The sequence below is a fragment of the Stutzerimonas tianxiuensis genome, from assembly GCF_053470365.1.
Window position 1 is genome coordinate 58,250 of sequence record NZ_JBPVWS010000012.1, and the last position, 26,448, is coordinate 84,697.

The following is a 26,448-nucleotide window of genomic DNA, read 5'->3' on the forward strand; positions in this document are numbered from 1 at the left end:
GGCTCGCGCCGGCTCAGAACATCGCCAGTACGGCGTTGAACAGATCGTTGGAAGTGCTGATGACTTTCATGTTGGCCTGGTAGGCCTGCTCGTAAGCCATGAGGTTGACGGCCTCCTCGTCCAGGTTGACCGCGCTGACACTGTCGCGCTGGGCCTGGGCCTGCTCGGCCACAGTGGTCGCAGCGCGCAGGTCCGCCTGGTTCTGCCGGCTGGCACTGGCAACGCGGCCCACCAGGCCGGCGTAGGCGTCGTTGAGCGGTACGGTGTTGCCGGCAACCGTGACACCCGCCGACTTGAGATCAAGCATGGTGAGCAGGGTCTGGTTGTTGCCAACCTCGCCAGCGGTGCCGGAGAGCGCCAGTTCCGAGGCGCCCAGGGCGTTGACCGCCAGCATGCCGCTGGTGCTGCCGGCGTTGTAGCTGAACAGGGGCTGGCCGGGATTACCGTTCAAATCGAAGCCACCGGCAAGGGCGTCATTGATCATCGTCGCCACGGCCGAGGCCATGTCGTGCAGGTCCTGCTGGGCCGGGCGCAGCGCGCCGTATTCCATGTCGTAGAGGCCGCCGAGTGAACCGCCGATGCCCTGCTGGTTGAGCGGAAAGGTGGTCTTGGCGAAGACCAGCGTCATCTCCTGCTCACCGGCGAGGTTCGCGTTGATCTTCAACTGCCCCGCCGTTGCCCCGGCCACCAGTGGCTGACCGTTGGCCAGCGAGACATTCAGGGTGCCGTCAGCGGCTTCCTGCACGCGGATACCAGCATACTGGCTGAGATCCTTGACCAGATTCTCGCGGTAGTCGCGCAGGGTCGCCGTGTCGCGGCCCGAGGATTCCATTTCGCGGATCTGTGCGTTCAGCTCGGCAATGTTGCCGGACAGCCCGTTGATCTCGCTGGTCATCGCCACGCGCTGGCCCTGCAGGGCGTTGAGCTGGGTGCCGATGTTGCTGTTCAGCCCGTTGAAACGCTGCGCCAACTGCTTCGACTCGCCGATGATCTGCTGGCGCAGGGCGATGGATTCGGGGGTCGAGCTGGCTTCGCTGAGCGCGGCGAAAAAGTTGTCCAGGCCAACGCTGACGCTCGAGCCTTCGCTGTCGATCAGGCCTTCGAGGGCGGTCAGGTACTGCTGGCTGGTATTGAAGTAGTTCTGGTCGGTGCCGGCGCGCCAGAGCTGCTGATTCTGGAAGTCGTTGGACAGGCGCCGGATGCTGCCGACCTGCACGCCGCCGCCAATGCTGACCGAAGTCTGCCCGCCGAGCGATTGCAGGTCTGGTCGCAGGCGGCTAAAGCCGGGCGTGTTGACGTTGGCGATGTTCTGCCCGGTCGCCGAGAGGGCGATCTGCGAGGCGCGAACGCCGCTGTAGCCAATTTGACCAAGAATACTCACGACACGATTTCCTTCGGCTCGATCCGGATCGGTTGCGCAAACGCCACCGAGAGGTGGGCGCCAGCAACACTGCGCCCTGTAGAAAGAGCGACCGGATCGGCGACGGAATTAAGCGGCGATGGAGCAACAGGCGGAACGGCCTGCAACTGGGCCCGTGGTTCGCTCGGCGCCGGCGAAGCGGCACTGAGATCGTTGAGGATGTTGCGGGTGTAATTTCGCGTTTCCGCAAAGGGGATCTTCTGCACCCAGGCGCCCGTGCCGATCTCGCCCTTGCGGGGGTCACCGTGACTCTTCAGCCATTCGTCCACCCGCCCCGGACCGGCGTTGTACGCCGCCAGCGCCAGCGCCTGATGACCGTCGTAGCGATCGAGCATCTTGTTCAGGTAAGCGCTGCCGAGACGCTTGTTGTATTCGGCGTCGGTGGTCAGCCGCGCCTCGCTGAAGGGCAGGCCGAGCTCGGCCGCCATGTCCCGTGCGGTGCCGGGCATCAGCTGCATCAGGCCACGCGCGCCCTTGGGCGAGACGGCGGCGATGTTGCCACTGGACTCATGCTTGATCACGCTGTCGACCAGCGACTTGAAGCCGGCCTTGCCGCTTTCCCAGGCGCTGTCCAAGGCATCGACGCCGCGCTGCCAGGTGCCACGCAGCGCATGCAGGCCACCGCTTTGCAAACCACTGCCAGCGTGACCGGCCAGTGCCGTTGGCGCGGGCGCGCCGACGGCCTCACCACTGAGCTGCTGCACCAGCATATCGGCGATCCCGGTCTGGCGTTTGCCGGCCAGGGTGTCAGCCAGAACTTCGTCGTAGAAGTCGCGCATGGTATCCAGCTCGCGGCTGCGCATCGGGTTGCCGGCACCGAGCACATCGCCGGCCTTGCGCATCTGCTTGAGGATTTGCTGCAGGAACATCGCCTCGAACTGCTCGGCGACGACTTCAAGCTGCTGGCGCCGCGCAGCGGTCGGGCCGTCCTGGCGGTTGCGCAGGGCGTTGAGGTGTTGGGGGAGGGATACGATGCTCATAGTCGTTACATCACGATCAGTTCGGCGTTCAGTGCGCCGGCGCGTTCCAGCGACTGCAGGATGCTCATCACGTCGTCGGGTGTGGCGCCAAGACTGTTGATAGTGCTGATGATGCTTTCCAGACTGGCACCCTCGGGCCACTTGAACATAGCCTTGCGGTCCTGCTCGATGGTGACGTCCGACTGCGGCGTGACCACGGTTTCGCCGCCGGCAAAGGCATTCGGCTGGCTGACCTGGGGGTTCTCGCTGATGGTGACCGTCAGGCTGCCATGCGCCACGGCTGCAGCCTTGACCCGTACGCCCTCACCCACCACCACCGTTCCGGTACGGCTGTTGAAGACCACCTTCGGCCGGGTGCGACCTTCTTGCACATCCAGACGCTCGAGCATGGCCATGAAGCTCATGCGCTGAGTGCTAGTAAGGGGCGCACGGATCGACACCTTGGTGGCGTTGAGCGCCGTGGCGGTGCCTTTACCGAAATAGGCATCCACCGCGTCGACCACACGGGTGACGGTCTGGAAGCTCGGCTGGCGGACGTTAAGCATTACCTCGGGGCGTTCCGTAAAGTCGCTGGGAATCATCCGTTCAACCGTTGCGCCGTTCGGGATCAGGCCGGTGTTGGAGGTGTTGATGGCAACCTTGGAGCCACTGGCGCCTTCGGCATTGACGCCACCGACGATCACCGCGCCCTGTGCAAGCGCGTAGATCTCGCCGTCGACACCCTGCAGCGGCGTCATCAGCAGCTGGCCCCCTCGCAGGCTCTTGGCATCACCCAACGAGGATACGGTGACGTCCACGGTCTGGCCGGCGCTGTAGGACGGCGGCACGGTGGCGGTGATGGTCACCGCGGCGACGTTCTTCAGTTTGGGGTCGACGTTCGGCGGCAGGTTCACGCCGAACTGCTTGATCATGTTAGTCACCGACTGGCTGGTGAACTTGACCTGATTCTTGTCGCCGGTGCCGTCCAGGCCTACTACAAGCCCGTAGCCGATCAGCTGGTTGCCACGGATGCCCTCGACATCCACCAGATCCATTAGCGGCACCGCATGGGCCGGCAGTTGCCAGCACAGCGCACAGGCGGCGAGAAACAGCTTGAGCGATTGCATCGGGCTACTCATGTTCAAGGCTTAAAGAGGGAACAGCGGCGACGCGAAGAACCGCGTCAGCCAGCCGGCCGAGTTGCTGTCGTTGAGCACGCCACGACCCGCGTAAGAAATCTTCGCGTTGGCCACGCTCTGCGAGGACACCTGGTTGTAGCGGTTGATGTCGTCGATGCGCACCAGCCCGGTCAGGCGGATGAATTCGTCGCCCTGGTTCAGGCGCAGGGCTTTTTCGCCCTTGATCAGCAGGGTGCCGTTGGGCAGCACGCGGTGCACGCTTACGGCGATGGATCCGCGCAGGGTGTTCTGCTGTGAACTCTTGGCCGAGCCCTTGAAGTCGCGCTCGGCACCGGCAGAGGTCGCCACGTCCGGATAGGCCTTGCCGAGCACCGTCGGCACGTCGATGCCGATGCTCGATTCCTTGCCGAAGCTGGTGCCGGCGCTCTTGCTCGACTGGGTCGATTCGTCCAGCACCACGGTGAGAATGTCGCCCACCCGCACGGCACGCCGGTCGCTGATCAGCGAGCCTGTGTAACCGGAGCGGAACAGGCCGCCACCAGTGGTCGGCGGCAGGCTGTAATCCAGCTCCAGCGGCTCGTACTCGGTCGAAGGCGCTTCCGGCAGCATTTCGTTGAAGCTGGCGCAGCCGCCGAGCAAGGCCAGCGCAACGAGCAGAATGGGCGTACGCATCACGATTCTCAGACGGTCTGGTTGAGGAACTGCTGCATGCCGCTGGCGGCATCGAGAACCTTGGCGTTGGCCTCGTAGGCGCGCTGGATGGCGATCATCGCCACCATGGCCTCGACCACTTGCACGTTGGAGCCTTCCAGTACGCCTTGCTTGAGCTGGCCGAGGCCCTCTTCGCCCGGTACGCCTTCGACGGCTTCACCGCTGGCAACGCTTTCGCGATAGAGGTTACCGCCGAGCGCTTCCAGGCCACCCGGATTGGTGAAGTTAACCAGGGTGATCTGGCCCAGCTCCGACGGCAGGGTGTCACCGGCCAGCACGGCGGTGACAATGCCATCGGCGCCGACGGTGAAGCCGGTGCTGCCCTGCGGCACTTCAATGGCCGGCGCCAACGGCAGGCCTTGAGCGTTGACCATCACACCTTCAGCGTTAAGCTGAAACTGACCGTTCTCGGTGTAGAGGATGTCACCGTTAGGCGACTCGACCTGAAAGAAGCCTCGGCCGACAATCGCCAGGTCCATCGGCTGACCGGTGGTCTGGATGCTGCCCTCGGTGAAGACCTTCTGGGTGCCGGCAACACGCACGCCGCTGCCTAGCTGGATACCGGACGGCACGGTGTTGATCTCGTCCGCCTGAGCACCCGGCTGCTTTTCGATGCTGTAGAACAAGTCTTCGAAGACCGCGCGGTCGCTCTTGAAACCATTGGTATTGACGTTGGCCAGGTTGTTGGCGACGGTCGCCATCGCGGTGTCCTGGGCGGCCAGGCCGGTCTTGCTGACCCAAAGTGCGGAATTCATGCGTTATCTCCCGATCAGCTGCCGCGGATCATTCGGTTGCCGGCGTCGGAGAGGTCCTCGGCGGCTTTCATCATCTTTACCTGGGTTTCGAACAGGCGGTTGAGGCTCATGGTCGAGGCCAGTTCGTCGATCGCCGAGACGTTGCTCGACTCGAGAAAACCGCTGGCCAGGCGCACGTCTTCGCTGGGCGCGGCCGGTTCGCCGTTGCGCGTCACCAGCAGGCCAGCCTCGTTCTTCATCAGGTCGGCAGCCGCTACGTCGACCAGGCGGATGCGGTCAACCTCGGCCATCATCCAGTCGCCCGGCGCCATGATCGACACCGTGCCGTCGTTGCCGATTTCAACCCGTTCATGTTCGGGTAGCTCGATCGGCCCACCCTCGCCCATCACGGCGCGGCCATTGAGGGTCAGGCGACCCTCGGCATCGACCTGCATGCTGCCCTGACGGGTGTAGGCTTCACCTTCGCCGTCCTGCAGGACGATCAGACCGGTGCCCTTGACCGCGAAATCCAGATCGCGGCCGGTGGCGACCATCGGGCCAGCGGCGAGGCTGACGCCGTTGTTGTCGACCACCGCCATGTGTCGGCTGTCGTAGCCGTAGCCTTCTACCGCCACGGCCTGGGCGCGCTCGAGGTCGGCGCGAAAGCCCGGCGTGTTGACGTTGGCGAGGTTGTTCGAGCGCACCTGCAGCGACATCATCGTGCGGCTGGCAGCGGTCATCGCCGTGTATCCCAAACGATCCATGGATCAGCCTCAGAGTGCGCTAAACAGAACCTGGGTCAGTTCTTTGTTAGTGGAAATGACCTGGGTGTTGGCCTGGTAGTTACGCTGGCCTTCCATCAGGCCTACCAGCTGCTGGGTGAGGTCGACGTTGGAGCTTTCCAGCGCGCCGCTGGCCAGGCTGCCGTACTGGCCGACGCCCGGCGCACCGAGCATGGCCGCGCCGGAGGCAGCGGTTTCGGTCCAGGCGGTGCCGCTGATGTTCTTCAGGCCTTCGGCGTTGACGAAGGTGGCCAACACAACCTGGCCCTGGAGCAGACGCTCACCGTTGGAATAGCTGGCGTAGACCTTGCCGTCCTTCTCGACGCTCATGCCGGTCTGCTCGCCCGCCGAATAGCCGGTGGCGCGGTTGCTGGTGACGCTGAATTCCGAGCCGTACTGGCTGGTGCCGCTGTAGTCGAGCTGAATGGCCAGCGGATCGACGCCGCCGGTCAGAGCGGCGTTCAGCGGGACCTTGCCAATGGGCGCGGCCAGCGTGCCAGCGCCGTCAAAGGTCAGCGCTTGCGGGCCGGCGATGGCGGCGCCGTCGACGTAATAGTGAGCGTTCCAGCTGTTGTCAGCGGTCTTGGCGAAGTACTGGGTCAGGGTATGTTCCTTGCCCTGGGAGTCGTACAGCTTGGTGGTGTAGGTGGAGTTGTAGCTGTCGGCAACCAGCGGATCGAAGGCTACTGCCGGTACTTCCTGGTTAGCATCCAGGTTGGCGACAAAGCTCAGCTCGTCAGTGGCCTTGGCGGGCAGTCCCCCGGCCTTGAGCTGCAGGTCGCTGACGGTACCGGTTTGCAGGTTGCCGGTGGCGTCGGCCGGGTAGCCCTGCAGGCGCTGGCCGAGGCTGTTGGTCAGGTAGCTGTCCTTATCGGTGCCGAACACCCCGGCACGGGTGTAGCTCACATCGCCGTTGCTCGCACGGGTGACGAAGAAGCCGCCGCCGGAAATGGCCAGGTCCATGCTGCGGTTGGTGGTGGTCAGGGCGCCGCCCTGGCTGATGCTCTGGCTGGTGCCGGTGACTTCGACGCCCATGGCCTGGCTCTCGGCGTAGAGGCTACCGAAGTTGGCGCGCGAGGACTTGAAGCCCACGGTGCCGGCGTTGGCGATGTTGTTGCCGATGGTGTTGAGTTGTTCATTGACGGCGGACAGGCCGGTCAGGGCGATGTTGAAGCTCATGGGCTGATCTCGTACTTAAAAGGAAATGAACACTGGCGAGCCCAGGGACTCAGCCGCCGAGCAGCCCGGCGTCAGCCTGGGCGAATTCGAGGATGTTGTAGAAAGGCACCGAACCGACGCCCTTCACTTGCAGCACCGGGCCTTCGGCGCTGACGCGCACGTTCGAGACCTGACCGGCGACTTCCACCTGTGGGAACTCGCCGTTTTCCGACTCAATGCTCACGCTGTATTTGCCATCGCGCAGGCCGTGCTTGGCCGGATCGATGACGAAGGGCACCTTGCGCGCGGACTGCGCGCCCAACTCGATGCGCGTCTGGGCTCCGTTGGAGTCGGTCAGCAGCAATGCGGTGCGGGGCGAGGCATGACTCAGGTCGAAGCCGCCGCTGACGGCCTGCCCACCGAGATCCAACGACTCGATTGCAACACTGACTTGCTGCCCAACCAGGCCAGCGGCCGTCAGGGTCTGCAGGTTGTCGGTCAAAACCAGGTTGTTCTTCGCCACGGTGGCGAGGTTCTCCATGCTCTTGACCTGAGACATGGCCGAGAACTGGTTGAGAAACTCGGTGCTGTCGACCGGCTTGGTCGGGTCCTGATACTTGATCTGCGCGACCATCAGGCTGATGAAGTTGTTTTCCATCTGCATGGAATCGCTGACGTTCACCGCCTGCTTCGGCAGGTCACTGGCATGGCTGCCGGACAGACCGCTGCCCTGAAGGTTATTGGTCACCGCCATCAGGATTCTCCCAGCCGCAGCAGGCTCTGCTGCATGCTTTTGACGCGGTTGAGCACCTCGACACCAGTCTCGAAGCTGCGCGTGGCCGACATCATGTCGGTCATCTCTTCGATCTCGTTGATGTCGGGGTAGTAGACGTAGCCTTTGCCATCCGCCAGCGGATTGCCCGGCTCGTAGCGGCGCTTGGGCTCGGCGCCGGAGGTGACCACGTCGAGTACCTGCACATGAGCGCCGCCGAGGCCGACGCCGCGGGTCAGCGAGTTGTTCTCGTACACGGCCGCGAACATCGGCTTGCGCGCCTGGTAGACGTCGGCGGCGTTGTTGGCGGCCGAATCGGTGTTGGCCAGGTTGCTCGCCACCGTGTTCAGACGCACGGTCTGGGCGTTCATTGCCGAGCCGGCGATGCGGTAGATGGAATCGAATGACATGGCTTAACGGCCCTCGATGGCTTGCTTCAAACCACGAAATTTCATCGTGACGAAGGTCAGGCTGGTCTGGAAATCCATCGAGTTACGCGAGAACTGCGCCTGCTCGGTCGACAGCTCGACGGTATTGCCGTCCTGCGAGGCCTGTCCCGGCACGCGAAACAGCAGGCGCGGATCGGTCCCGGCGAGGCTGGCGCGCGGCGAGGTGCTGCTGTCGAGCCGCTGCATTTCCTTGCTGAAATCGATGTCCCGCGCCTGAAAGCCCGGGGTGTCTTCGTTGGCCAGGTTCGCCGCGAGAATCTCGCTGCGCTGCATGCGCAAACCGAGGGCGCGCTCGTGAACGCCCAGCGCCTCATCAATCCGTATACTCATTTACCGATACCCTTTGCAGCCTGTGCGGGCTGAACCCAGCCCACCGCTTTGCAGATGTTTTGCAGAAAGCGTGCCGAACCCACAGATACAGGTAAGCCCTTGATTTACATAGCTGAAAAGTCGATCGGAGCGGAACGCACCAAGCATTTCTTTCCGCTTGGTGAAAGGCGGCCATGCGGAAGCGGAAAAGCCACTTCCGCATGGCTGGTCGTCATCCTTCTGCTGCTGAGTCTCGTGCCGCAGGCGCACGCGGACGCCACGACACAAGTCCAACAGGCCGTGGAGAATCACTTGCGGCTGATGCTCGAACAGCAGGCCGCGCGTCAGAGCTGGCAAGGCATGCAACTGCGCTACGAGATCAGCGTGCCTGCCAGCGCAACCAACTTGTCGCGCTGCTCCGAAGCGCTTCTGGTCCAAGCGACAGGCGAAGCGCCGTCGGCCATGGACCGGCAGAACCTGCAGATTCGCTGCGTCGACGCCCCCGGTTGGTCGACGAACGCCACCGGCCAAGCCCACGTGTTTCTTCCAGCCGTTCATGCCGAGGGCATCATCGACCGCGGCCAGACGCTGACGGCGGGCGACCTCAAGCTGCAGCGGATCAACATCGCCAAGGCCCGGCGTGGGTACTACAACCGAATCGAAGAGGTGGTCGGCCAGGCTGCCAAACGCCGCATCCGCGCAGGACAGACCATCACCCCGGCGCTGCTCGAACAGGCCATGGCGGTCAAACGCGGCCAGCCGGTGAAGATCGTCGCCAGCAACGACGGCATCCAAGCCTCCACCTCCGGCGAAGCCTTGGCCGATGGTCAGCCAGGCGACGTTATTCGGGTTCGCAATGTCGGTAGCGGCAAGGTGATCGACGCGAAGGTGATTGAGAGCGGGGTGGTCACTAGTACGTTTTAGAACGGACGCGGAAAGAGGCCGATCGTGGAGCCTCTCTGGTAACGCCCATGTCCGGAGCATCATCAACGCTCTAAAGCATGCCCTTTAGGAGCAAGCTTGCTCACGATCATCGGCGGTGCAGCTCCAATCGCCAGCAAGCTGGCTCCTACAAGAACGAGAATTGACGCCGTTTTCGCCTCGGACAAACAAGTTCCCACCGACTGATCGGACCGTTCCAACAGCAACTAACAACATTTTTTGACGTCAGGATTTAATCCCTTGCGCAGTGCTGTCGCCCTTCCCTTTCAGCAGGCAGTCAAGCCAGCTCCTAACAGCCCAACGCAAAAAGGATCATCTTCATGGCACTGTCCATTCACACCAACTACTCCGCGCTGACCACTAACACGGCACTGAACAAGTCAAACAGCTCCCTGGCCACCAACCAGCAGCGCCTGGGCACCGGCCTGCGCATTAACTCCGCTGCCGATGACGCCGCCGGCCTGCAGATCGCTACCCGCCTGAACGCTCAAAGCCGCGGCATGAGCGTCGCCATGCGCAACGTAGGCGACGCAACCTCGATGTTGCAGACCGCAGAAGGCGCCTTCAGCGAAGTCACCGACATTCTGCAGCGCATGAAGGATCTGTCGACCCAGGCCGCGAACGACACCAACGGCGTATCCGACCGCACCTCGCTGAAGTCCGAGTACGACGAGCTGGGCAAAGAGCTGGTCAACATCGTCAACAACACAAAGTACGCCGGTGAAGCACTGTTCGCAGCTGGCGGCAAGTTCTCCGCAGCAGTCAACTTCCAGATCGGTGCTTCCGCTGCCGAGAAGCTGACCATGGACGTTACCGCCGACATGACGGCACTGCGCACCGAGCTGACCACTACTGTCCAGGCCGGCACCATGGACACAGCGGCAAACGCCGGTACCACTATCACCGCGTTGGAAACAGCATTGAACAACGTCGGTTCGATGCGTGCCAAGTTCGGCGCCAACATCAACCGTCTGAACCACACCAGCAACAACCTGGCGAACATGAAGGACAACACTGATATGGCCAAGGGCCGGATCATGGATGCCGACTTCGCCATCGAAAGCGCCAACATGAGCAAGAACTCGATGCTCATGCAGTCGGGTATTTCCATGCTCAAGCAAGCTGGCCAGATGCCGGGCATGGTCATGGGCCTGCTGGGTTAAACCACCCGCTCGCGGCGACCCCTCGAATGGTTCGCCGCACCGCGCTTTTACGAGCTGAACGCTCGCTAATCAGAAGGATTTAGACCATGGCACTGTCCATTCATACCAACTATTCCGCGCTAACCACCAACACCGCGCTGAACAAGTCAAACAGCTCCCTGGCCACCAACCAGCAGCGCCTGGGCACTGGCCTGCGCATTAATTCGGCAGCTGATGACGCCGCTGGTCTACAGATCGCAACCCGGCTGAACGCCCAGAGCCGCGGCATGGGTGTCGCAATGCGCAACACCGGCGACGCGACCTCAATGCTGCAGACCGCCGAAGGCGCCTTCAGCGAAATGACCGACATTACCCAGCGCATGAAGGACTTGGCGACTCAGGCTGCCAACGGCACCAATGGCGTTGCTGACCTCAAGTCGATCCAGTCCGAGTACGACGAACTGGGTAAAGAGCTGCTGAACATATTCAAGAACACCAAGTACGCCGGTGAAGGCCTGTTCAGCAACGGCACTACTAATGATGGTGCCACCGGTAAATTCGGCCTGGCCGCAGGCGTGACCTTTCAGATTGGCTCCAGCGCAAGCGAGACGATGGTAGTCAATGCTTCTGCCAAACTTGGCACGCTGGCTACCAACCTGGGTGCCGCATCCGCTATTTTCACTGCAAACGGTGCCGCTGCAGTGGGTACCGAAATCGCCACAATCACTGCTGGCCCGCCTGAGACAGCAGTCAACAACGCCAACGCCAGCATTACCAAACTGGAAACAGTGCTTAACTCGCTCGGTGAAGTGCGTGCGCAGTTCGGTTCGAGCATCAACCGCCTGAACCACGTAAACAACAACCTGGCGAACATGAAGGACAACACCGAGATGGCCAAGGGCCGGATCATGGATGCTGACTTCGCCATCGAAAGCGCCAACATGAGCAAGAACTCCATGCTCATGCAGTCGGGCATCTCCATGCTCAAGCAAGCTGGTCAGATGCCAGGCATGGTCATGGGCCTGCTGGGCTAAGCGGTACACAACATCGCCGGTCGCCATTGACCGGCAATGAAAAGCCCCGACTCGTCGGGGCTTTTCGTTTCTGGGAATACCCGAACGGGCATGCTCCGACAAACGGCTGTGATGATTGAGCGAGAGAACACATCACAAGATAGGCCGAATTAAGCCGCTGACGGCAGCTGTAGCACCTCTATCTGCCCTGTTGCACTCAGCATTTGCTCTGCAGACTCGATGGCCGTTCGGCGCCTTTTTGGTGCAACCGCCTTGCATGATCAAAAAAACGGCGCCAATATGCCGCCGTCTCGTTTTGCCAAGGTGATCACACCGGTAAAACCTTGTCTTCGCGAAATTCGAACCCAGGCGCTCATGTCCTCATCTCTGACCCCTCAGGCCACCGATGCCCTTGTCTGTCCCTTGTTGAAAACGGGCCGGGCCAGCTGTACAGCGCGCTTCGATCGCTCGTTGTATCAGCTCGTGCGGGTCGACGATGAACACGAAGATACACTCGACCTGGGTTTTTCCGGCAGCCGTGTGCTGGAGCGTCTGCTGCAGGCGCCCGGCGAGGTTGTATCACGTGAGGAGCTGATGACTTATGCCTGGGAGGGACGGGTAGTTGGCCAGGGCAGCCTTAATCAGCAGATCTACACGCTTCGCCAGGCCCTGTTCGATTCTGGGAACCAGATCATCCAGACATTGCCGCGCCGCGGCTACCTGTTCAACCCGCAATACCTGAAGGATCAATTGCAGCCTTCAATTGAAGCCGCGCCAGTAGCGGTCGTTTCGGCGGGCGCCGGCGCGGTAGTGGTGGAGTCGCCGGCCCCGAGCACCCTGCCAATCACCGAGCAGCCTAAACCGAGACGCCGGCACCGTTCATGGCAGACCTTCGCGCTTGCCGGTACAGGCATGATGGTGCTGCTGGGCCTGGCAACGCTTGGCTTTCGCCTGGCCAGCAGCTCGGTACCCTCGTTCATGCAGACGGTCGATGCTGGCGCGCTCGAAGTGCTTTACGTGGAGAAGAGCCAGCACCTTCTCGACTCGCTGGTTAAGGAAACCCGACCTCTGGTCGATACCATGGCCAACATGAGTGCCGAACCGGCCCGTCTTATCGTCAACATGTCCCCGGGTTTCTACGAGATTCGTTGCCTGCAAGATGACGGCCGGGTCAATTGGCTCAAGGTTCACAAGAGCCGCGTCCAGACGATTCCCAGTGACCATTTACAAGAGTGCCTGCAATGAATAGCCAGAACGAGACCGGCGCAGTCGGCAAACGCATGCTGCGGGTGATGGCGCCTGCTGCGCTGCTGCTATGGGCGTTCGTGGCGATGGGCACCACCGGAACGGCTTCGTCGAGCCTCGATGGCCACTACAGTTCCAGCGGGCGAGTACTGCTGAGCGACGGCACAACCCTCAAGGTCAGTCAGAGCCTGGTCTTCAACAAGGGCCGCTTTTATTCCATGACGCGCAACGCGCCGGCCATCGTCGAGGCGTCCGGTCGCCTGGAAACCGATCTGCTCGGACGGGCATCGCTGGTCGTGGAAGAAGGCCAGGTGCACGGCCTGGGATCAAAGGACGAAATGGACGATGACCTGGTGTTCAACCTGTTCTACGGCTCGCACAAAGGGGCGCGCATCACGCTCGAGCAGGTCGGCTCGTGCCTATACGGCGTAGAAACCCGACAGGTTTATTGCGCTGACGATCACCCCAACCGCGGATGAAGCAGGGCGGCCAGCAATTGCGATAACGCGTGGTAGTAATGGGCTGTCGGCACGTCATGATCAATCCGACGCTAGACGCGCTGCCGGTAACTGGCTCGTACGGGTGGGATCTTCGCTAGATAAAATGCCGAAGCCGATACTTGCATCGCGCACTTGTAGGGGCGAGCCTGCTCGCGAATGAGGGTGCGGCGTGCATCGAGGATTGCGGCATCCTCGATGCCGATTCGCCAGCAAGCTGTCTCCTACAAACAGCAAATTCCCGGGTTCGAATCAAGGAGCCTCGCCCCGGCGCTGCGGCCTACATTGCCCTACCTGTTTGGATTGAGCTTGCTCGCAATCAATGGGGCTGAGGCGCTCGCTCCGTAGACCTGCAACCCGCCTCAAGCGGGCGCTCAATGACCTATCAGTTTGTAGCCGCTCCGCTATAGCTCGCGCCGCTCTCGGAGAAGCGGACCTTGCCGTAGCTGTCACCGAACAATTCTTTGTACAGCGCCTCGGCCGAAGCGGTGAGCAGCAGAATTTCCACTCGGCGGTTAGCACCGTTCTGCGGATCTTCGGGCTGCAGCGGCATGACGTCGGCCTGAGCGGTCACCTGCAGCACCGCGCGTTCACCGAGACCGGCATCGACCAGCGCATTGCGGGCGCGCAGGGCACGATCCCCGGACAGATTCCAGTTGTTGTAACCGTTCTTCTGCCGATAGGGCGTGGCATCGGTATGGCCGCTGATGATCAGTTTGTTATCCACCTTTGCCAGTACGCCGGCGAGTACGCCCAGCAGCTTCTGAAAATGCGGATTGAGGGTCGCGCTACCGCGCTGAAACATGAAGCGCTGCTGGTCGTCCTTGATGAGAATGCGCAGCCCCTGCGGAACCACGTCCACTTCCAGGTTGGCCAGTGCATCGACTTCGCTGGCGACCTCACGCATCAGCTCGGCGAGCTTCTTCAGCTCTTCGGTCGAACCGTAGTTATGGCTGCCGTCCTGGTCGCTTTTCCCGTCGATGCGGTCGGTTTCTTCGGCCTGCGGTGGGCGCACCGGTACGCCGTCGAGTTCCAGCGGTGAGGTGCTGGTGCCGTCGAAGATACCCGCCCCGCCATCGACCAACGGATTGCTCTCCATCTCGCCATAGGACGGGTTGGTCTGATTCATCTGCGGTTGGATGATCCACAGCACCATGAACAGCGCCATCATCGCCAGGGTGAAGTCGGCAAAGGCCACCTTCCAGGCACCGCCATGCTCGTCGCCGTGACCCTTCTTGCCGCGGCGCTTGATAATGATCTCGTGCTCGCCGCCGCCCTTGTTCTTGTCCCGGCTCCTCATGCGGCGTCCCTTTCTTCCTCGTACTGGGTCACCCATTTTTCCAGCTGGCGGAAAGCGGGCTTGACGTCCTGCTCGATCAGCTTGCGACCGGCGTCGACCGCCAGCAGTGTGGGCTTGCCGGCCACGTGGGCGACAAGGGTGGTGCGCACGCATTCGAGCGCAGAGAGTTCGGTCTTGATCCGCTGGCTCATGGCGTTGGAAAGCGGGTCCATCAGGCAGTAACAGAAGAAGATGCCGAGGAAGGTGCCTACCAGGGCCGCAGCCACGTGTGCACCGATTTCTGCGACGCTGCCACCGATACTGCCCATGGTGATGATGATGCCCATGATCGCCGCAAGGATGCCGAAGCCAGGCATGGCTTCGCCGATCTTGTGCAGGGAACGCGCCGGCTGCAGCAGGGCATGTTCCATGGCTTCGAGTTCTTGCTCGAGGAAACCCTCCAGCTCGTGCGCGCTGATCTTGCCCATGGCCATCAGGCGGAAGTTGTCCGCGATGAATGCCATCAGGTTCTTTTCCTGAAGGATCAGCGGGTAGCGAACAAAGAGGTCGCTCTGCTCCGGTTCTTCGATATGCGAATCGAGCACTTTGAGGCCGCCGACGTCGACCATTTCCAGCAGTTCGTAGAGCAGCATCAGCAACTGCCGCTGAAATTCCTCGCCACGACGCTGGTAGGAGAAGACGCCCTTGATCTGATGCAGCATCTCGATCAGGACTTCCTTGGGGTTGCCCACGACCAGACTGCCAAGCGCGGCGCCGAGAATGATGACCACCTCGGCCGGTTGCCAGAGCATGCGCATGTCGCCGTGCGCCATGGCGTAGCCGCCCAGCACGCAGCCGATGATGATGAAGGCGCCTAATACTTTCTGCATGACTACTGACTTCTCTCGGTTAGGAATCGGCAGGCCTTGCCGATCGCCTGTTTGCTCAGCTGACAGACCCGGGCATCGCTGACTTCCAGCACCAGGGCAATTTCTTTCAGGCTCAGTTCGTGCTGGTAATACAGCGTCAGCACCAGGCGCTCACGCTCGTCCAGCCGTGCCAGCGCCTGCGCCAAGACGCGCTCCTTGATCAGACGCTCCTCGAACAGCTCGGTGGTGTCCGGGAAATGCTCGTGGCCGCTCTGCAGCAGCTCGTCGAGGCTCTCGATGGCCTCTGATGAATCCGCACAGAGGTACGCCTGGTACTCCTTTTCATCAAGGCCGGTGTGGGCCTTGATTTCCTCGTCGCTGGGTTCGTGGCCCAGCTGTCGTGACAGGTCGCGGATCGCATCGCGCACCTTGTGTGCCTGTTGGCGAACCTGGCGCGGACGCCAGTCCTGGCGGCGCAGCTCATCAAGAATCGCGCCACGAATACGCAGGGACGCGAACTTGCCGAAGCCTTCGTCCGGCTCGCCGTAACGACGCAAACCTTCGAGCAGCCCCATCATGCCGATCTGCTCCATGTCCTCGCGGTCGAGCACCTGGTTGGCCTGCAGTGACAGCTGGCGAACGATGCGTTTGACCAGCGGCAGGTACTGCATCAGCCAACGCTGCTCGACCGCCGGTGCGAACACCGAAGGGGCAGCCGGCGTAGCGCCGTAGTAGTCGATGGGGCAAGTGGCACTCATGGCGGGGCCTTTACTGCACGATTAGCTTGTTGACCAGCACGTGCTCGAAGGGCACCGCTGCGTTCTTGCCGGCGAAGTCGGCGAAGAGCGCCTTCTCCAGACGCTCCTGCAGCTCGCCGATCTTCAACCCACGCAATTCATCGAAAGGCAGGGACGACAGGTAGCCCACCACCGAGTTACGCACGATGGGCTCGGCCTGCTCGAATTTCGGTGGCTCGTCAGATACCTCCGCCTGCAGTGCCAGGTCCAGCACGAAGTAGTGCTCACGTCCGTCGCCGCGCACGCTGACGATGATTTTCTGCACCGGGAAGAACACGTACTCCGAAGGCTCGACCGGTTCAGCCTCCGCGACTTCGCCCGAGCTGGAGCCTTCCAGGCCGGGCTTGAGCAGCCAGTAGCTGGCGCCAACGCCACCGGCAACGGTCAGGACGTTGAGCAACAGCATCAGCAGAACAATACGGGGCGTCGACATAACACACTCACAAAATGGCTAATTAGGTTGAATCGGCTCAGACCGTCACCAGAACATCACGGGGCCGGGCACTTTCCCGTTCCGGCGCCTGCTCATGCGGGCGGGCCGCCAGAGGTGTTTCTTCCCCTGCCAGCACGGGACGTTGGCGCTGCTGGCCCTGCTGACCGCCGCTGTCGGCGCCGACCTGCACGTTGACCTGGACGAAATGCTGGCCCACCAGCTCCTGGCGCAGACGGTCACTGGTTTGCTGCAGCAGGCGCGCCACATCGGCGTTCGCTGCGGACAGTTGTACGTTTAGCCGACCCGACTCGTGGCTGAGCAGGATTTCCATGCTGCCCAGTTCGGGTGGGTCGAGGCGAATGGTGGCGCTCTGGATCTTCTGCTGGATTTGCAGATCGACGTTTTCGCGCAAGGCGTGGAGCATCTGCTCGCCCCACTTGGCCTCCGGTGCCTGCAACTTCAGCGCACGGTCCGCAGACTGCAGCGGCGCGCCTTGTCCGCGCTCGACCGTCGCGGCCAGAGGGTCGCCCGCTTCCAGTGGCTCAGCGACCTCCAGAAGTGAGTCCAGCGACGCAGCCGGCATGGCATCGGCCGACGTGACTGCGGCGGCCAGGGATTGGCCGACACTCATCTCGACGATGGGCTTGGGCATGGCCGTCGCCACCGGGTTCAGCTCAACGGTGCGGCCCTGAACGGTCATCTTTGCGATGTCCAGCGAATCGCCCGGCACCGCATTGAGCGGGGCGTCAGTCATCTGGATCTGCCCCGGCAATGCGCTCAGCAGATCGTCGGGGGTCGCTGTGGTGGCTTGCGGAAGCGCCTGTGGCGCAGGCGCGGCGCCCGGCTGTGCTGCATCACGCGCCTGAATTTCGGCCAGTTGCTGATCGATCATGCCCAGCAACCATTGCTCAGGGGTCAACTCCTGGGGCGCTTCATTGCCCTGGCTGACACTGCCGTCTGCCTGCAGCACCTGACCCTGCTCGGCCGCCAACACCGGCAGTGGGCCTTGCAGCGAGGGGGCAGCAATTTCGGAAGACAGATCGTCACCCGCGCTCGACGCCAGCAGCATGCGCTCGCCGAAACCGCGCATGGCATTGCCAGCCATGGCTTGACCAACAGTGGCCTGCCCGCCGTGGCTCGCACGCGCAGCAACCGGCACCGCGGATTCGCCACTGGCTGCCGTACGCGTTGCTGATATCGACTGGATCATCATCCCTTGTCTCCGGCTTGGAACATATCAATGCGCTGGTAGGCGGCACGCCCTTCGGCGTGCTCGAGGTGGTTCAACAGCAGCAGGCGCAGACGCTCGCACTCTTCGGCGCAGGCTTGCAGGCCTTCCCCGTGGAGCTGCTTGAGGCGGCTCTTGGCCGCGTGCGTCGGCTCGTCCAGTTCAAGCCGACCGGCCAGTGTTTCGAGACACTGACGAATCGCCGCATCAACCGTGGCCACGGCGGTCCAGTCATTGCTCTGCAACGCCGCCTGCAATTCGCCGTGCAGCGCCATCAGGCGCTCGCTGTCACTTACGGGCGGCACTGACGCCCTCCCAGCCCTCTCGGAGAATGCCGAGCAGGTTGATCACTTCGTCCAGCCCTTCCAGCGACAGCGACACGCTGACGTCCGAGAGCCGGTAGATGCAGTACTCGTACAGCCGCGCCAGCCCTTGAACCACCTCGCCGCCGCCCTCTTCATCGAGCGCACCGTTGAGGCCGTTGAGGATGTTCATGCACTTTTCCAGCGATACGCCCTTCTGCTGGTACCGTTTGTGCTCGATGTGGCCGCGGGCGCGGGCCAGCTCGTCCAGCAGGCCGTCCATCAGCACCAGCACCAGTTCGTAGGGCGAAGCCGAGGCAGCACGTGCCTCGAGGTCTACCGAGCGGTAGCTGTCATAACTGTCGTTGGGGTGATAGCTGTTCATGAGAACAATCCGTTAGCTTGCGATGTGGTGGGCATCGAGAACATTCCGCTGGTCTGCTCCATGCTCTGCATGGTCTGCATCATGCTGGTGAACTGCCGCAGGTAGCGGCTGTAATGGGTGTCGTACTGCTGCTGGAGCGTCTCGAACTGCTCGTCGATGCGGCGCAGGCTCATGTCCAGCGTGTCCATGCGGCTCTTCAGCAGGCCGTTGGTGCTGCTGGTGTAGCTGGCAACAGTCTTGTCCATGCTCTCCAGCAGCTTGTCGGTGCCGGTGAACAGCTCCTCGAAGCCCGCAGGATCGTTGGCTACGGCGGCCTCGAAACGCTTGGCATCGATCGTCAGCTTGCCGTTACGGTCGGCGCTGATGCCGAATTCGATCAGGCTCTTGCCGCCGAAGTCGGCACGCAACAGGCTGTTGAGGCGGCTTTCGATGGAACGCACGCTGGAATCGCCGGCCAGGGCGCCGCGTTTGGCGCTATCGCTGCCGCTGCCGCTGGCGGTCAGCGAATCGAAACTGGTCATCAGGGCGTTGAAGGCGTCGATGAATGTCTGTGCCTTGGCCTGTGTGCCGGCTTTGTCCTGGCCCACCGTGACGGTCAGCGGGGTGTCGGTCGCCGCATGCGTCTTGCTCACGGTCAGGCTTACGCCGTCGATGACGTCAGTAAAAGTGTTGCTGGCGCTGGTCAGCTCGATGCCGCCCGCGCCATAGCTGCCACCCATACGAACCATCGCGTCCTGGGCAGTCGATAGCGCGGTCGTGGTCGCGGCAGCGTTGCCCGCCATGCTGAGGCTGAAGGCATTGGCGGCGCCGGTTTGCTCACTGCTGACGACCAGACTGACCGCGCCGTTGCTGCGCACCAGGGTCGCTTGCACACCGAGACCGGCGTCGTTGATCGCCGTGGCGGCATCGCCAAGCGTGGCGTACTGGCTGAGGTCGAACGATTGGGCATTCAGCGTCAGGGTGCCGCTCAGGCTGCCATCGACCAAGCCCTGTACCGCGACCTGCTGCTTGCTGGCCAGGCGCTCGACGAAAAAGTCATAGGTACCGGCCGTTGCGGTAGTGCCCACGCTAGCCGTGGCATAACCCTCCTGACTGAAGGTTGCACTGTTGGTCAACATGCTCGATGTGCTGCTGTTGAGCTTGGTGATGGCGGACTTGAAGGTCGTCATCGACGTGCGCAGCGAATTCAGCGCTTCACGCTGGGCCTTGTAGCGGGACTCGTTGCGGTTAAGCCGATCCAGCGACGACTGAACTTCGTAAGTCGCCAACTGCGTCGACATCTGCTGTACGTAATCGGAATTTATAGCCATCACCATCCCCTCTTGTTGTTTCTAGAGCAGATTGCATGCCAGGTCTGAAACGCCCGCGATATGGGCCTTCCAGCAAACGGCATGCAGAAAAAAGGCTTCCGCAACATGACAGGACTAGGAAACGGGGAAGTGCCGTTTCCGCCTCGACGCGGGCGGAGCATCTGTCTGTAAAGGCGACGTCAGCAGTGAGGTAGTTAAAGGCCAAACCGAAAAGGATTAATTCCTTGATGGCGACGATAGGCCTGTCGCGGCAAGGCGCCTCTTACAAGCTGTCGTGGTGTGGATCGCTGAAGCGGAGCTGGGCCCGATCGAGATATGGGTCAATGCCGCCATGGCCACGGTCTTTGGGCCGGTCTACAAGACCAGCGCCGCGGAATTCAAGCGGGTCACCGAGGTGACTTATCTGGGTTTTGTTCACGGCACGCTGGCGGCGCTGCGCTACATGGAGGGCGTACGGCTGAAGGGAGCTGTGGCTGAAGCCGCTAACGGGAGCTGAGAATCCGCAGAAGCGCGGACGAATGTCTTTGCGCCTCAATAGGCCTGCGGCGAATACAGCCGCGCATCCTGCCCACAGGCGAGCAGCTGCTGAAGAATGTCGTGATGCATGGCGAGCAGCTTGCCGTTGTGCTCGTTGAATTGCTGACACTGCACAGCGAGATCACCGACTTGCCGCCAATGCTGCTGAAGGGAGTCACCGCGCTCACCCGTGCAGCTGGACAGCAGGCGGCGCATGCCAACACCCGAGGTTTCCAGACCGAAAGCCGCGAGCACCTTGCTGCGTCGCTGGGCGCGCGCGGCGATGGCTTCGACGCGCACGGTGATCTGCAGGTTGATGCGGTCGATCTCCGGCACGTCGCGCTCGAGCAGACGTCCGTAGAGCGCCTGCATCAGCTCGCGCAAGGCGAGGTAATCGCCGCAATCCTGCTGGAGATCGTCATCGACGACTGCCAGCAGCTTATCGCGCTGGCTCACGCATCGTTTCCGCGGTGATAGCTGAGCATGCTGCTGGCCAGATCACCCACGTCGGTAGAGATCTCGCCGCGCTGCAGCGCTTGCTTGATGGCCGCCACCCGGTCCAGATCGACCTCGGGCATGGCGCGCAGGGCGTCGTGCATCTGCTCCAGCGGCAGGCTTGTGGCCGGACGCGCAGCAGGCTGGGCCGTGGGGCGCGCACTGGCCGGACGCGCCGAAGCGGTCTCGGTGGGCATTGCAATGGCGGGCTTGAACTGCCGGCTGATTTCCATGATTTCGTTCCAACTCAGTGGTTACTGCCAAACAAGCGACCGCTAAGGCGCAAACCTTAAATGTTTTTTTGCTGGGGCTGACAGGCGGGCCGCCTGACGCCGTTTCCAAGCGCCGTGTTCAGGCACTCCTACTCAGGCGATCTGATTGCGCCACCAGGTCTGCGCGGCCAGACCGTCCTGAATTTTCTGTTCCTGCGCCATAAGCAGCTGCTGCCACTGCTGCATCTTGGCGTCGATCACATGCTCAACCACCTTCTCGCTGCGCATGGCCTGCAGCAGCTCCTGCTGAATACGCACCAGGGCCTGCTCGGCCACGGCCAGTTCGCGCCGCTGCAGCTCGACCATCTTGTACAGCGTGGCCTTGTAGCGCTGCTGATTGTCGCGCTGCAGCGGCGTGCTCATCGGCACGGAGAACCCGCACAGGCGGCTGAGACCGGTGATGTTGTTGCGATAGCGCTGGCAGAGGTTTTGCTGGTACTGAACCTGCCCGAGCATCTGCTTGACCCGGTTGCCGCGCAGGCTGGCCAGGCGTGTGAGCGTTTCGATCTGCTGCTTCATGGCTTCCTGATGATGCTCTGCAGGATGGTGAGACTGGTTTCCAGCTCCGCCGCCTCGCCCACTTCCTGACGCAGGAAGCGTTCGATGGTGGGTGCGAGCTGCACGGCGCGGTCGGTCTTGATGTCCGCGCCAGGGCTGTAGCCACCCAGCGGGATCAGCTCCTTGATCTTCTCGTAGGTGCTGTAGAACTCCTTGAGCTGCCGCGCGGCGCCCAGGTGCGGCGGCTGGCCGACCTGGCTCATGCAGCGGCTGACCGAAGCGCAGATGTCGATGGCCGGGTAATGCCCGGCGTCCGCCAGTCGACGCGACAACACGATGTGGCCATCGAGAATTGCACGCGCGCAATCGACGATCGGGTCCTGCTGGTCGTCACCCTCGGCGAGAACGGTGTACAGCGCACTGAGGCTGCCGTTGTCATTGGCGCCATTGCCGGCGCTTTCGACCAACTCCGGCAGCATACCGAACACAGACGGCGGATAGCCCTTGGTCGCTGGCGGCTCGCCGAGGGCCAGGGCAATTTCTCGCTGGGCCATGGCGTAGCGGGTCAGCGAATCGACCAGCAACAACACATCGTTGCCCTGGTCGCGGAAATAAGCGGCGATGCTGTGGCAAAGCTCGGTGGCCTTGAGGCGCATCAGCGGCGATTCGTTGGCCGGCGCCACCACCACGACGGCCTTCTTCAGGCCCTCTTCACCCAGCGAATGCAGCAGGAACTCCTGCACCTCGCGCCCGCGCTCACCAATCAGCCCGACCACCACGACGTCAGCCTTGGTCTGTCGCGTGATCATGCCCAGCAGCACGCTTTTGCCCACACCGGAACCGGCGAACAGGCCGACGCGCTGGCCCTTGCCGAGGGTGAGCATGGAATTGATCGCCCGCACGCCGACGTCCAGCGGTTCACTGACCGGCTTGCGCTTGAGCGGATTGACCGAAGGCAGCTCGGTGGGCAGCGGATCGCGCCCGCTGAGCTTGCCCATTTCGTCCAGCGGCTCACCGAGGCCGTTAACCACACGCCCCAGCCAGGATTCGTCGATATGCAGCTTGGCATCATCCGGCGCCGGAAATACGCGCGATCCGGAGGTCAGCCCCACCGGTTTCTTGAAGGGCATCAGGTAGGTGATGTCGCGGTTGAAGCCCACCACCTGCGCTTCGAGCATGCTGCCGTCGCCCTGTTCGACGAAACAGCGCTGGCCGGTCATGCGCTGGCAGCCGAGGCTTTCCAAGAGCATGCCGGAGACGCGCACCAGCCGGCCGCTGACCTTCGCCAGCTGCACCGTGTCCAGCGAGCGCAACGCCTCGTCGAGCCGGAAGCTCTCGCGCAGGGACATCTCAGGCTTCCGCCCTGATGTGCTCGCCCAGCGTGTCCATGCATGAATCAAGGCGCTGCTGGCAGCCGATATCGGCTTCGGCCTGCGCCGTGATCACACGGCACTCGCCGAGCGCCAGCTTTTCATCCGGGATCAGACGCCAGGCCGCCGCACGCTCGGGTGCCAACTCCTTGATCCGGTTGCATTCCTCGGGGTTGAGCAAGATGCGCACGTCTTCCTGATCACCCGGCATGGCCGCCAGGGCTTCCTCAGCCAGGGTCAGCAACTGCGTCGGATGCAGGGTCAGTTCACAGCGGATCACCTGCTTGGAAACCTTCTGCACCAGCTCCAGCAGTTGCTCGCGACGCGCCTGTTCGAATTCCTGCCGGAAGTGCTCGAAACGCTCGACCAGTTCATCCAGCGGCCGGGCCGCTTCGTCGAATGCGCGACGTCCCATGACACGGCCTTCTTCACGACCGATCGCCTTGCCGTCCTCGACACCGCGCTCGAAACCTTCGCGATGTCCGGCTTCACGACCCTGCTCCAGGCCCTGCTCGTAGCCCTTGTCGATGCCTTCCTGAAAGCCATCGGCAACGGCGCGCTGCAGCGCCGCCGGGTCACCGGCCACGCTGTCGGCCAGTTCAGAGGCGGTGCGCACGCGAGGCGGGAAGCGGAACGGCCGCCAGGAGCGACCTTCACCTTTGATGATCTTGATGCTCATCGGCGCTTACTCGACGGTCTGTTCGCGGAACAACTGAACCTGCAGGTCGCCTTCGTTGGACATATCCCGGACCACGGCCATGATGTCCTTGCGCACCTGCTCCACCCGCGACAGCGGCACTGGGCCCTGGCGACGGTTGATCGACTCCATCTGCTGCGCCTGGCGCTTGGGCAGCGCCCCCTGGATGGCATTCACCAGCGCCGGCTCGGCGCCCTTGAGCGCAACCACCCACTCTTCCAGCGGGATCACTTCAAGCAGCGTTTGCAGCACATCCTGGTTCTGCCGGGACAGAATGAAGAAGTCGTACATTTCATCTTCGATCTTGCCGACCAGTTCTTCGTTGTGCGCGCGCAGCAGTTCGAACATCTGGTCTCGGTTGCCCTTGAACCGGTTCATGATGTCTGCGGCCTGCTTCACGCCACGCACCTGTGAACCCTGGTTCGTGAGCACTTGCAGACTGCGATCGATGAGCTGCTCCAGCTCGGCGATCACGTCGCTGTTGACCTCGCTCAGGTTGGCGATGCGGTACAACAGCTCGTCCTGACGCTCGGCCGGCATGCACTCGAGCACGTCGGTGGCCATGCCAGGCGGCAGGAAGGCGAGGAACACCGCCTGCATCTGCGCGTGCTCCTTGGCGATCAGCGCGGCGAACTGCTTGGGGTCCAGCCACTCCATCTTCGCCATCTTGGCGCGAATTTCTTCGCCATAGATGGAGTCGAGCAGCGAACGGGTGATGTCGCCACCCAACGCCTTGCCGAGCATGCCGGACAGGTAGGTGCGCGACGCACCCTTGATGCTGCTCTGCTCCTTGTAGTCATCGAAGAAGCGGCTGATCACATCGGAGACCATCGGCTGCTTGACGTTGGACAGACGCGCCATCGCCTGGCTGATGCTGATGATTTCCTCGCGGGAGAAGTTGCGCAGGATGCCGGCCGAAATATCATCGCCCATGCTCAGCATGAGGATGGCCGCCTGGTCCAGCGAACTCACCGAGCGCAACTGCACCGGGCGCGCCTTGATTTCCTTGCTCGAGCCGGTCGCCGATTCAGCTGGCTGGGTTGAGTTCTCTTTCATTGCGGCCTATCCAATGCTTGATGACTTCCGAAACGCGCTCCGGGTCGTTCTTGGCAAGCATCTGCAGATGCTCGATCTGTAGCTCCAGCCCCGAACCGGGCGCTGGCAGGCGAATTTCCGAAAGCGGATTGAGTTCGCCGAATACGTGTATGCCGTCGCCACTGGGTCGCGGGCTGGCCAGTGTTGCGCGCGTTTCCGCCTCGATCGGCAGCGGACCCTGCATCCCCGTCAGGGTGCCTTCCAGGGCCACCGGATCGGTCTCAACTGGCGCGTTGCGCTGGGTCAGGCTGCGCACGGCAGGGCGCACCACAATCAGCAACAGCAGCAGCGCGATCAGGCCGGCAACGCCCAGCTTGGCCAAAGCATGCACCTGGCTGTTTTCCCACCAGGGCACCTCATCAAGCGTGGTTTCCACACTGGCGAAGGGCAGCACGCTCAAGGTCAGCAGGTCGCCACGCGCCTGCTTGAAGCCAACCGCGCTGCGCACCATCGCCTCGAGTTCGGCGCGGGCCTCGTCGCTCCAGCCACCTTCTGGCGCGGCGGCGGCGTTGAGCACCACCGCGACGCTCTGCTGGCGCAGGGCAAAACCGGCGTGCTTCACGTGGATTACGGTCTGGTCGTAATCCAGTTGACGGGTAGATTCTTCGCGCAGGGAGGTCGCACCCTTGGTTTCGCCCTTGACCGGCTTGGGCTCCTCGCCCTCCTTTGGCGGCGCAACAGGCCGGTTGGCCAGCGAGCCGGGCACACCGAGCGCCAGCTGATCGAGCGCGCTTTCGTTACTCAGCACTTCGCGACGCAGACGCGGGGTTTCGCCATAGGACTGCAGCGTCTCTTCCTTCTGGCTGAAATCGATATCGGCCGCGACGCTGATGCGGTAGTTGCCGCTGCCCAGTACCGGCGCCAGCACTTCTTCGATATTGGCCACCGCCTTCTGCTGATAGTCCTCCACGGCACCCCAGTTCTGCGCCGGGCCACCGCCGACATTCAAGCCGCGCGACAGCAGGGCGCCGTATTGATCGACCACGCCAACATCTTCGGGCTTGAGGTTGGGCACGCTGCCAGCAACCAGATTGATGATCGCACTGACCTGATCGGCGCCCAGCTTGTAGCCGGGCTCCAGCTGCAGCATCACCGAGGCCGTGCTCGGCGCACGCTTGCTGACCACGAAGGAGCTGTTCTCCTCCTGCGCCAGGTGCACACGGGCATGCTGAATTCCTTTGAGCGACATCACGGTGCGCGCCAGCTCGCCTTCGAGGCTGCGCTTGAGACGCACGTCCTGGACGAACTGGCTGGTGCCCAACGGCTCTTCCTTGTCGAACAGCTCGTAGCCGGACGGCAGGGCAACTTTCACACCCTTGGCGGCGAGCAGCATGCGCGCCTGGGACAGCTGGTCCTCGCGCACCAGAATTTGGCCACTTTGGGGATGGATGCGGTATTGCACAGCCTCGGCATCGAGCACCTGCATCACCTCGGCGACCGGAAAGGCCTCACCGGCGCCATGCAGCGGACGGAACGAACCGTTATCGCGCCACAGGTAGAAGGCCACGGCCACCGCCAGCGCGGCGGCAATTACTGCCATGCCGGCGAGCGTTACCCGCGGGTCGAGCTGGAGGCCGCCGGCGGGCAGCTTGCTTTTGATTTTCTGCAGCACGTCTTAGCTCTCACGCCG

Annotated in this window: 30 protein-coding genes and 1 pseudogene; 6 read left to right on the forward strand and 25 right to left on the reverse strand. The window is 62.6% G+C overall.

Going from position 1 to position 26,448, the window contains the following annotated elements; translation table 11 throughout:
* Positions 1-13: 13 nt before the first annotated feature.
* From flgK to flgB, 10 genes are read right to left on the reverse strand one after another with little or no spacing between them, the layout of a single operon-like run.
* Positions 14-1,381, reverse strand: coding sequence for a flagellar hook-associated protein FlgK (gene flgK, locus ACSSNI_RS15670; RefSeq protein ID WP_200640484.1), 1,368 nt, complete (start codon positions 1,379-1,381; stop codon positions 14-16).
* Positions 1,378-2,400 (reverse strand): lytic transglycosylase domain-containing protein, encoded by a 1,023-nt coding sequence (locus tag ACSSNI_RS15675; RefSeq protein WP_200640482.1) that lies wholly within the window; start codon positions 2,398-2,400, stop codon positions 1,378-1,380. Before ACSSNI_RS15675 ends, flgK begins: the two co-directional genes overlap by 4 nt.
* 5 nt (positions 2,401-2,405) lie before the next feature.
* Positions 2,406-3,506 (reverse strand): flagellar basal body P-ring protein FlgI, encoded by a 1,101-nt coding sequence (locus ACSSNI_RS15680; protein WP_200640480.1) that lies wholly within the window; start codon positions 3,504-3,506, stop codon positions 2,406-2,408.
* Positions 3,507-3,527: 21 nt separating this feature from the next.
* The gene (gene flgH / locus ACSSNI_RS15685; RefSeq protein WP_200640478.1) at positions 3,528-4,190 is read right to left on the reverse strand and encodes a flagellar basal body L-ring protein FlgH; all 663 of its coding nucleotides are present in this window, start codon (positions 4,188-4,190) and stop codon (positions 3,528-3,530) included.
* A gap of 8 nt (positions 4,191-4,198) precedes the next feature.
* Entirely contained in the window at positions 4,199-4,984 is a 786-nt protein-coding gene (gene flgG / locus ACSSNI_RS15690; protein WP_148925844.1) for a flagellar basal-body rod protein FlgG, read from the reverse strand.
* 14 nt (positions 4,985-4,998) lie between these two features.
* Complete coding sequence (gene flgF, locus ACSSNI_RS15695) at positions 4,999-5,727, reverse strand: flagellar basal-body rod protein FlgF (protein WP_200640473.1); 729 nt, start codon at positions 5,725-5,727, stop codon at positions 4,999-5,001.
* Positions 5,728-5,736: 9 nt separating this feature from the next.
* Complete coding sequence (flgE, locus tag ACSSNI_RS15700; protein ID WP_200640472.1) at positions 5,737-6,924, reverse strand: flagellar hook protein FlgE; 1,188 nt, start codon at positions 6,922-6,924, stop codon at positions 5,737-5,739.
* A gap of 49 nt (positions 6,925-6,973) precedes the next feature.
* Positions 6,974-7,657: a flagellar hook capping FlgD N-terminal domain-containing protein gene (locus ACSSNI_RS15705; protein ID WP_200640470.1), complete on the reverse strand. Its 684-nt coding sequence runs from the start codon at positions 7,655-7,657 to the stop codon at positions 6,974-6,976.
* On the reverse strand, positions 7,657-8,085 hold the full coding sequence (gene flgC / locus ACSSNI_RS15710) for a flagellar basal body rod protein FlgC (RefSeq protein WP_148925840.1): 429 nt from the start codon (positions 8,083-8,085) through the stop codon (positions 7,657-7,659). Before flgC ends, ACSSNI_RS15705 begins: the two co-directional genes overlap by 1 nt.
* Before the next feature lie 3 nt (positions 8,086-8,088).
* Complete coding sequence (gene flgB / locus ACSSNI_RS15715; RefSeq protein WP_148925839.1) at positions 8,089-8,454, reverse strand: flagellar basal body rod protein FlgB; 366 nt, start codon at positions 8,452-8,454, stop codon at positions 8,089-8,091.
* 99 nt (positions 8,455-8,553) lie between these two features.
* Here flgB and flgA point away from each other — a divergent pair, with 99 nt between their 5' ends.
* The 5 genes from flgA to ACSSNI_RS15740 all read left to right on the forward strand — a co-directional run bounded on the left by flgA (position 8,554) and on the right by ACSSNI_RS15740 (position 13,254).
* A complete protein-coding gene (flgA, locus tag ACSSNI_RS15720) occupies positions 8,554-9,357 on the forward strand; it encodes a flagellar basal body P-ring formation chaperone FlgA (protein WP_234484693.1) in 804 nt (267 codons plus the stop codon).
* Between the two features lie 338 nt (positions 9,358-9,695).
* Complete coding sequence (gene lafA, locus ACSSNI_RS15725; RefSeq protein WP_200640460.1) at positions 9,696-10,538, forward strand: lateral flagellin LafA; 843 nt, start codon at positions 9,696-9,698, stop codon at positions 10,536-10,538.
* An 86-nt stretch (positions 10,539-10,624) separates the two neighbouring features.
* Positions 10,625-11,551 (forward strand): lateral flagellin LafA, encoded by a 927-nt coding sequence (gene lafA, locus ACSSNI_RS15730; protein WP_159969351.1) that lies wholly within the window; start codon positions 10,625-10,627, stop codon positions 11,549-11,551.
* A gap of 354 nt (positions 11,552-11,905) precedes the next feature.
* The gene (locus ACSSNI_RS15735; RefSeq protein ID WP_200640448.1) at positions 11,906-12,775 is read left to right on the forward strand and encodes a transcriptional regulator; all 870 of its coding nucleotides are present in this window, start codon (positions 11,906-11,908) and stop codon (positions 12,773-12,775) included.
* A complete protein-coding gene (locus tag ACSSNI_RS15740; RefSeq protein ID WP_148925835.1) occupies positions 12,772-13,254 on the forward strand; it encodes a hypothetical protein in 483 nt (160 codons plus the stop codon). The genes ACSSNI_RS15735 and ACSSNI_RS15740 overlap by 4 nt, the downstream gene beginning before the upstream one ends.
* 403 nt (positions 13,255-13,657) lie before the next feature.
* On the opposite strand, the gene ACSSNI_RS15745 is transcribed toward ACSSNI_RS15740, so the two are convergent.
* From ACSSNI_RS15745 to fliD, 8 genes are read right to left on the reverse strand one after another with little or no spacing between them, the layout of a single operon-like run.
* The gene (locus ACSSNI_RS15745) at positions 13,658-14,572 is read right to left on the reverse strand and encodes an OmpA family protein (RefSeq protein WP_200640446.1); all 915 of its coding nucleotides are present in this window, start codon (positions 14,570-14,572) and stop codon (positions 13,658-13,660) included.
* A complete protein-coding gene (gene motA, locus ACSSNI_RS15750) occupies positions 14,569-15,441 on the reverse strand; it encodes a flagellar motor stator protein MotA (RefSeq protein WP_045422662.1) in 873 nt (290 codons plus the stop codon). Before motA ends, ACSSNI_RS15745 begins: the two co-directional genes overlap by 4 nt.
* A gap of 2 nt (positions 15,442-15,443) precedes the next feature.
* Complete coding sequence (locus ACSSNI_RS15755; RefSeq protein WP_200640445.1) at positions 15,444-16,178, reverse strand: FliA/WhiG family RNA polymerase sigma factor; 735 nt, start codon at positions 16,176-16,178, stop codon at positions 15,444-15,446.
* 10 nt (positions 16,179-16,188) lie between these two features.
* Positions 16,189-16,650, reverse strand: a complete 462-nt coding sequence (locus tag ACSSNI_RS15760) for a flagellar basal body-associated FliL family protein (protein ID WP_200640443.1) — start codon at positions 16,648-16,650, stop codon at positions 16,189-16,191.
* A gap of 37 nt (positions 16,651-16,687) precedes the next feature.
* Positions 16,688-17,863: a flagellar hook-length control protein FliK gene (locus tag ACSSNI_RS15765; protein ID WP_200640441.1), complete on the reverse strand. Its 1,176-nt coding sequence runs from the start codon at positions 17,861-17,863 to the stop codon at positions 16,688-16,690.
* Positions 17,860-18,183 (reverse strand): hypothetical protein, encoded by a 324-nt coding sequence (locus ACSSNI_RS15770; RefSeq protein WP_200640435.1) that lies wholly within the window; start codon positions 18,181-18,183, stop codon positions 17,860-17,862. The genes ACSSNI_RS15765 and ACSSNI_RS15770 overlap by 4 nt, the downstream gene beginning before the upstream one ends.
* On the reverse strand, positions 18,167-18,565 hold the full coding sequence (fliS, locus tag ACSSNI_RS15775) for a flagellar export chaperone FliS (RefSeq protein ID WP_102837147.1): 399 nt from the start codon (positions 18,563-18,565) through the stop codon (positions 18,167-18,169). Before fliS ends, ACSSNI_RS15770 begins: the two co-directional genes overlap by 17 nt.
* Positions 18,562-19,875, reverse strand: coding sequence for a flagellar filament capping protein FliD (fliD, locus tag ACSSNI_RS15780; protein ID WP_200640433.1), 1,314 nt, complete (start codon positions 19,873-19,875; stop codon positions 18,562-18,564). The genes fliS and fliD overlap by 4 nt, the downstream gene beginning before the upstream one ends.
* Positions 19,876-20,164: 289 nt before the next feature.
* Between fliD and ACSSNI_RS15785 the strand changes: the two are divergent.
* Positions 20,165-20,362, forward strand: a pseudogene (locus ACSSNI_RS15785) (SDR family oxidoreductase); the annotation flags it as partial.
* A 44-nt stretch (positions 20,363-20,406) separates the two neighbouring features.
* Here the strand turns inward: ACSSNI_RS15785 and flgN are convergent.
* From flgN to fliF, 7 genes are all read right to left on the reverse strand, one after another.
* Positions 20,407-20,847, reverse strand: a complete 441-nt coding sequence (gene flgN, locus ACSSNI_RS15790; protein ID WP_200640428.1) for a flagellar export chaperone FlgN — start codon at positions 20,845-20,847, stop codon at positions 20,407-20,409.
* A complete protein-coding gene (gene flgM, locus ACSSNI_RS15795) occupies positions 20,844-21,119 on the reverse strand; it encodes a flagellar biosynthesis anti-sigma factor FlgM (RefSeq protein ID WP_102837150.1) in 276 nt (91 codons plus the stop codon). Before flgM ends, flgN begins: the two co-directional genes overlap by 4 nt.
* A gap of 132 nt (positions 21,120-21,251) precedes the next feature.
* Entirely contained in the window at positions 21,252-21,677 is a 426-nt protein-coding gene (locus tag ACSSNI_RS15800) for a flagellar export protein FliJ (protein ID WP_064481202.1), read from the reverse strand.
* The gene (gene fliI / locus ACSSNI_RS15805; protein WP_102837152.1) at positions 21,674-23,005 is read right to left on the reverse strand and encodes a flagellar protein export ATPase FliI; all 1,332 of its coding nucleotides are present in this window, start codon (positions 23,003-23,005) and stop codon (positions 21,674-21,676) included. The genes ACSSNI_RS15800 and fliI overlap by 4 nt, the downstream gene beginning before the upstream one ends.
* Position 23,006: 1 nt before the next feature.
* A complete protein-coding gene (gene fliH, locus ACSSNI_RS15810) occupies positions 23,007-23,705 on the reverse strand; it encodes a flagellar assembly protein FliH (RefSeq protein ID WP_200640426.1) in 699 nt (232 codons plus the stop codon).
* 6 nt (positions 23,706-23,711) lie between these two features.
* On the reverse strand, positions 23,712-24,779 hold the full coding sequence (locus ACSSNI_RS15815; RefSeq protein WP_102837154.1) for a FliG C-terminal domain-containing protein: 1,068 nt from the start codon (positions 24,777-24,779) through the stop codon (positions 23,712-23,714).
* Complete coding sequence (gene fliF / locus ACSSNI_RS15820; protein ID WP_200640424.1) at positions 24,751-26,430, reverse strand: flagellar basal-body MS-ring/collar protein FliF; 1,680 nt, start codon at positions 26,428-26,430, stop codon at positions 24,751-24,753. The genes ACSSNI_RS15815 and fliF overlap by 29 nt, the downstream gene beginning before the upstream one ends.
* Positions 26,431-26,448: the final 18 nt, after the last annotated feature.

Bases quoted from the DNA above. Each gene is read 5' to 3' on its own strand.
- ACSSNI_RS15675 (WP_200640482.1), bottom strand. From the start codon at position 2,400: ATGAGCATCGTATCCCTCCCCCAACACCTCAACGCCCTGCGCAACCGC.
- ACSSNI_RS15680 (WP_200640480.1), bottom strand. From the start codon at position 3,506: ATGCAATCGCTCAAGCTGTTTCTCGCCGCCTGTGCGCTGTGCTGGCAA.
- flgH (WP_200640478.1), bottom strand. From the start codon at position 4,190: ATGCGTACGCCCATTCTGCTCGTTGCGCTGGCCTTGCTCGGCGGCTGC.
- flgG (WP_148925844.1), bottom strand. From the start codon at position 4,984: ATGAATTCCGCACTTTGGGTCAGCAAGACCGGCCTGGCCGCCCAGGAC.
- flgF (WP_200640473.1), bottom strand. From the start codon at position 5,727: ATGGATCGTTTGGGATACACGGCGATGACCGCTGCCAGCCGCACGATG.
- flgE (WP_200640472.1), bottom strand. From the start codon at position 6,924: ATGAGCTTCAACATCGCCCTGACCGGCCTGTCCGCCGTCAATGAACAA.
- ACSSNI_RS15705 (WP_200640470.1), bottom strand. From the start codon at position 7,657: ATGGCGGTGACCAATAACCTTCAGGGCAGCGGTCTGTCCGGCAGCCAT.
- flgC (WP_148925840.1), bottom strand. From the start codon at position 8,085: ATGTCATTCGATTCCATCTACCGCATCGCCGGCTCGGCAATGAACGCC.
- flgB (WP_148925839.1), bottom strand. From the start codon at position 8,454: ATGAGTATACGGATTGATGAGGCGCTGGGCGTTCACGAGCGCGCCCTC.
- lafA (WP_200640460.1), top strand. From the start codon at position 9,696: ATGGCACTGTCCATTCACACCAACTACTCCGCGCTGACCACTAACACG.
- lafA (WP_159969351.1), top strand. From the start codon at position 10,625: ATGGCACTGTCCATTCATACCAACTATTCCGCGCTAACCACCAACACC.
- ACSSNI_RS15735 (WP_200640448.1), top strand. From the start codon at position 11,906: ATGTCCTCATCTCTGACCCCTCAGGCCACCGATGCCCTTGTCTGTCCC.
- ACSSNI_RS15740 (WP_148925835.1), top strand. From the start codon at position 12,772: ATGAATAGCCAGAACGAGACCGGCGCAGTCGGCAAACGCATGCTGCGG.
- ACSSNI_RS15745 (WP_200640446.1), bottom strand. From the start codon at position 14,572: ATGAGGAGCCGGGACAAGAACAAGGGCGGCGGCGAGCACGAGATCATT.
- motA (WP_045422662.1), bottom strand. From the start codon at position 15,441: ATGCAGAAAGTATTAGGCGCCTTCATCATCATCGGCTGCGTGCTGGGC.
- ACSSNI_RS15755 (WP_200640445.1), bottom strand. From the start codon at position 16,178: ATGAGTGCCACTTGCCCCATCGACTACTACGGCGCTACGCCGGCTGCC.
- ACSSNI_RS15760 (WP_200640443.1), bottom strand. From the start codon at position 16,650: ATGTCGACGCCCCGTATTGTTCTGCTGATGCTGTTGCTCAACGTCCTG.
- ACSSNI_RS15765 (WP_200640441.1), bottom strand. From the start codon at position 17,863: ATGATGATCCAGTCGATATCAGCAACGCGTACGGCAGCCAGTGGCGAA.
- fliS (WP_102837147.1), bottom strand. From the start codon at position 18,565: ATGAACAGCTATCACCCCAACGACAGTTATGACAGCTACCGCTCGGTA.
- fliD (WP_200640433.1), bottom strand. From the start codon at position 19,875: ATGGCTATAAATTCCGATTACGTACAGCAGATGTCGACGCAGTTGGCG.
- flgM (WP_102837150.1), bottom strand. From the start codon at position 21,119: ATGGAAATCAGCCGGCAGTTCAAGCCCGCCATTGCAATGCCCACCGAG.
- ACSSNI_RS15800 (WP_064481202.1), bottom strand. From the start codon at position 21,677: ATGAAGCAGCAGATCGAAACGCTCACACGCCTGGCCAGCCTGCGCGGC.
- fliI (WP_102837152.1), bottom strand. From the start codon at position 23,005: ATGTCCCTGCGCGAGAGCTTCCGGCTCGACGAGGCGTTGCGCTCGCTG.
- fliH (WP_200640426.1), bottom strand. From the start codon at position 23,705: ATGAGCATCAAGATCATCAAAGGTGAAGGTCGCTCCTGGCGGCCGTTC.
- ACSSNI_RS15815 (WP_102837154.1), bottom strand. From the start codon at position 24,779: ATGAAAGAGAACTCAACCCAGCCAGCTGAATCGGCGACCGGCTCGAGC.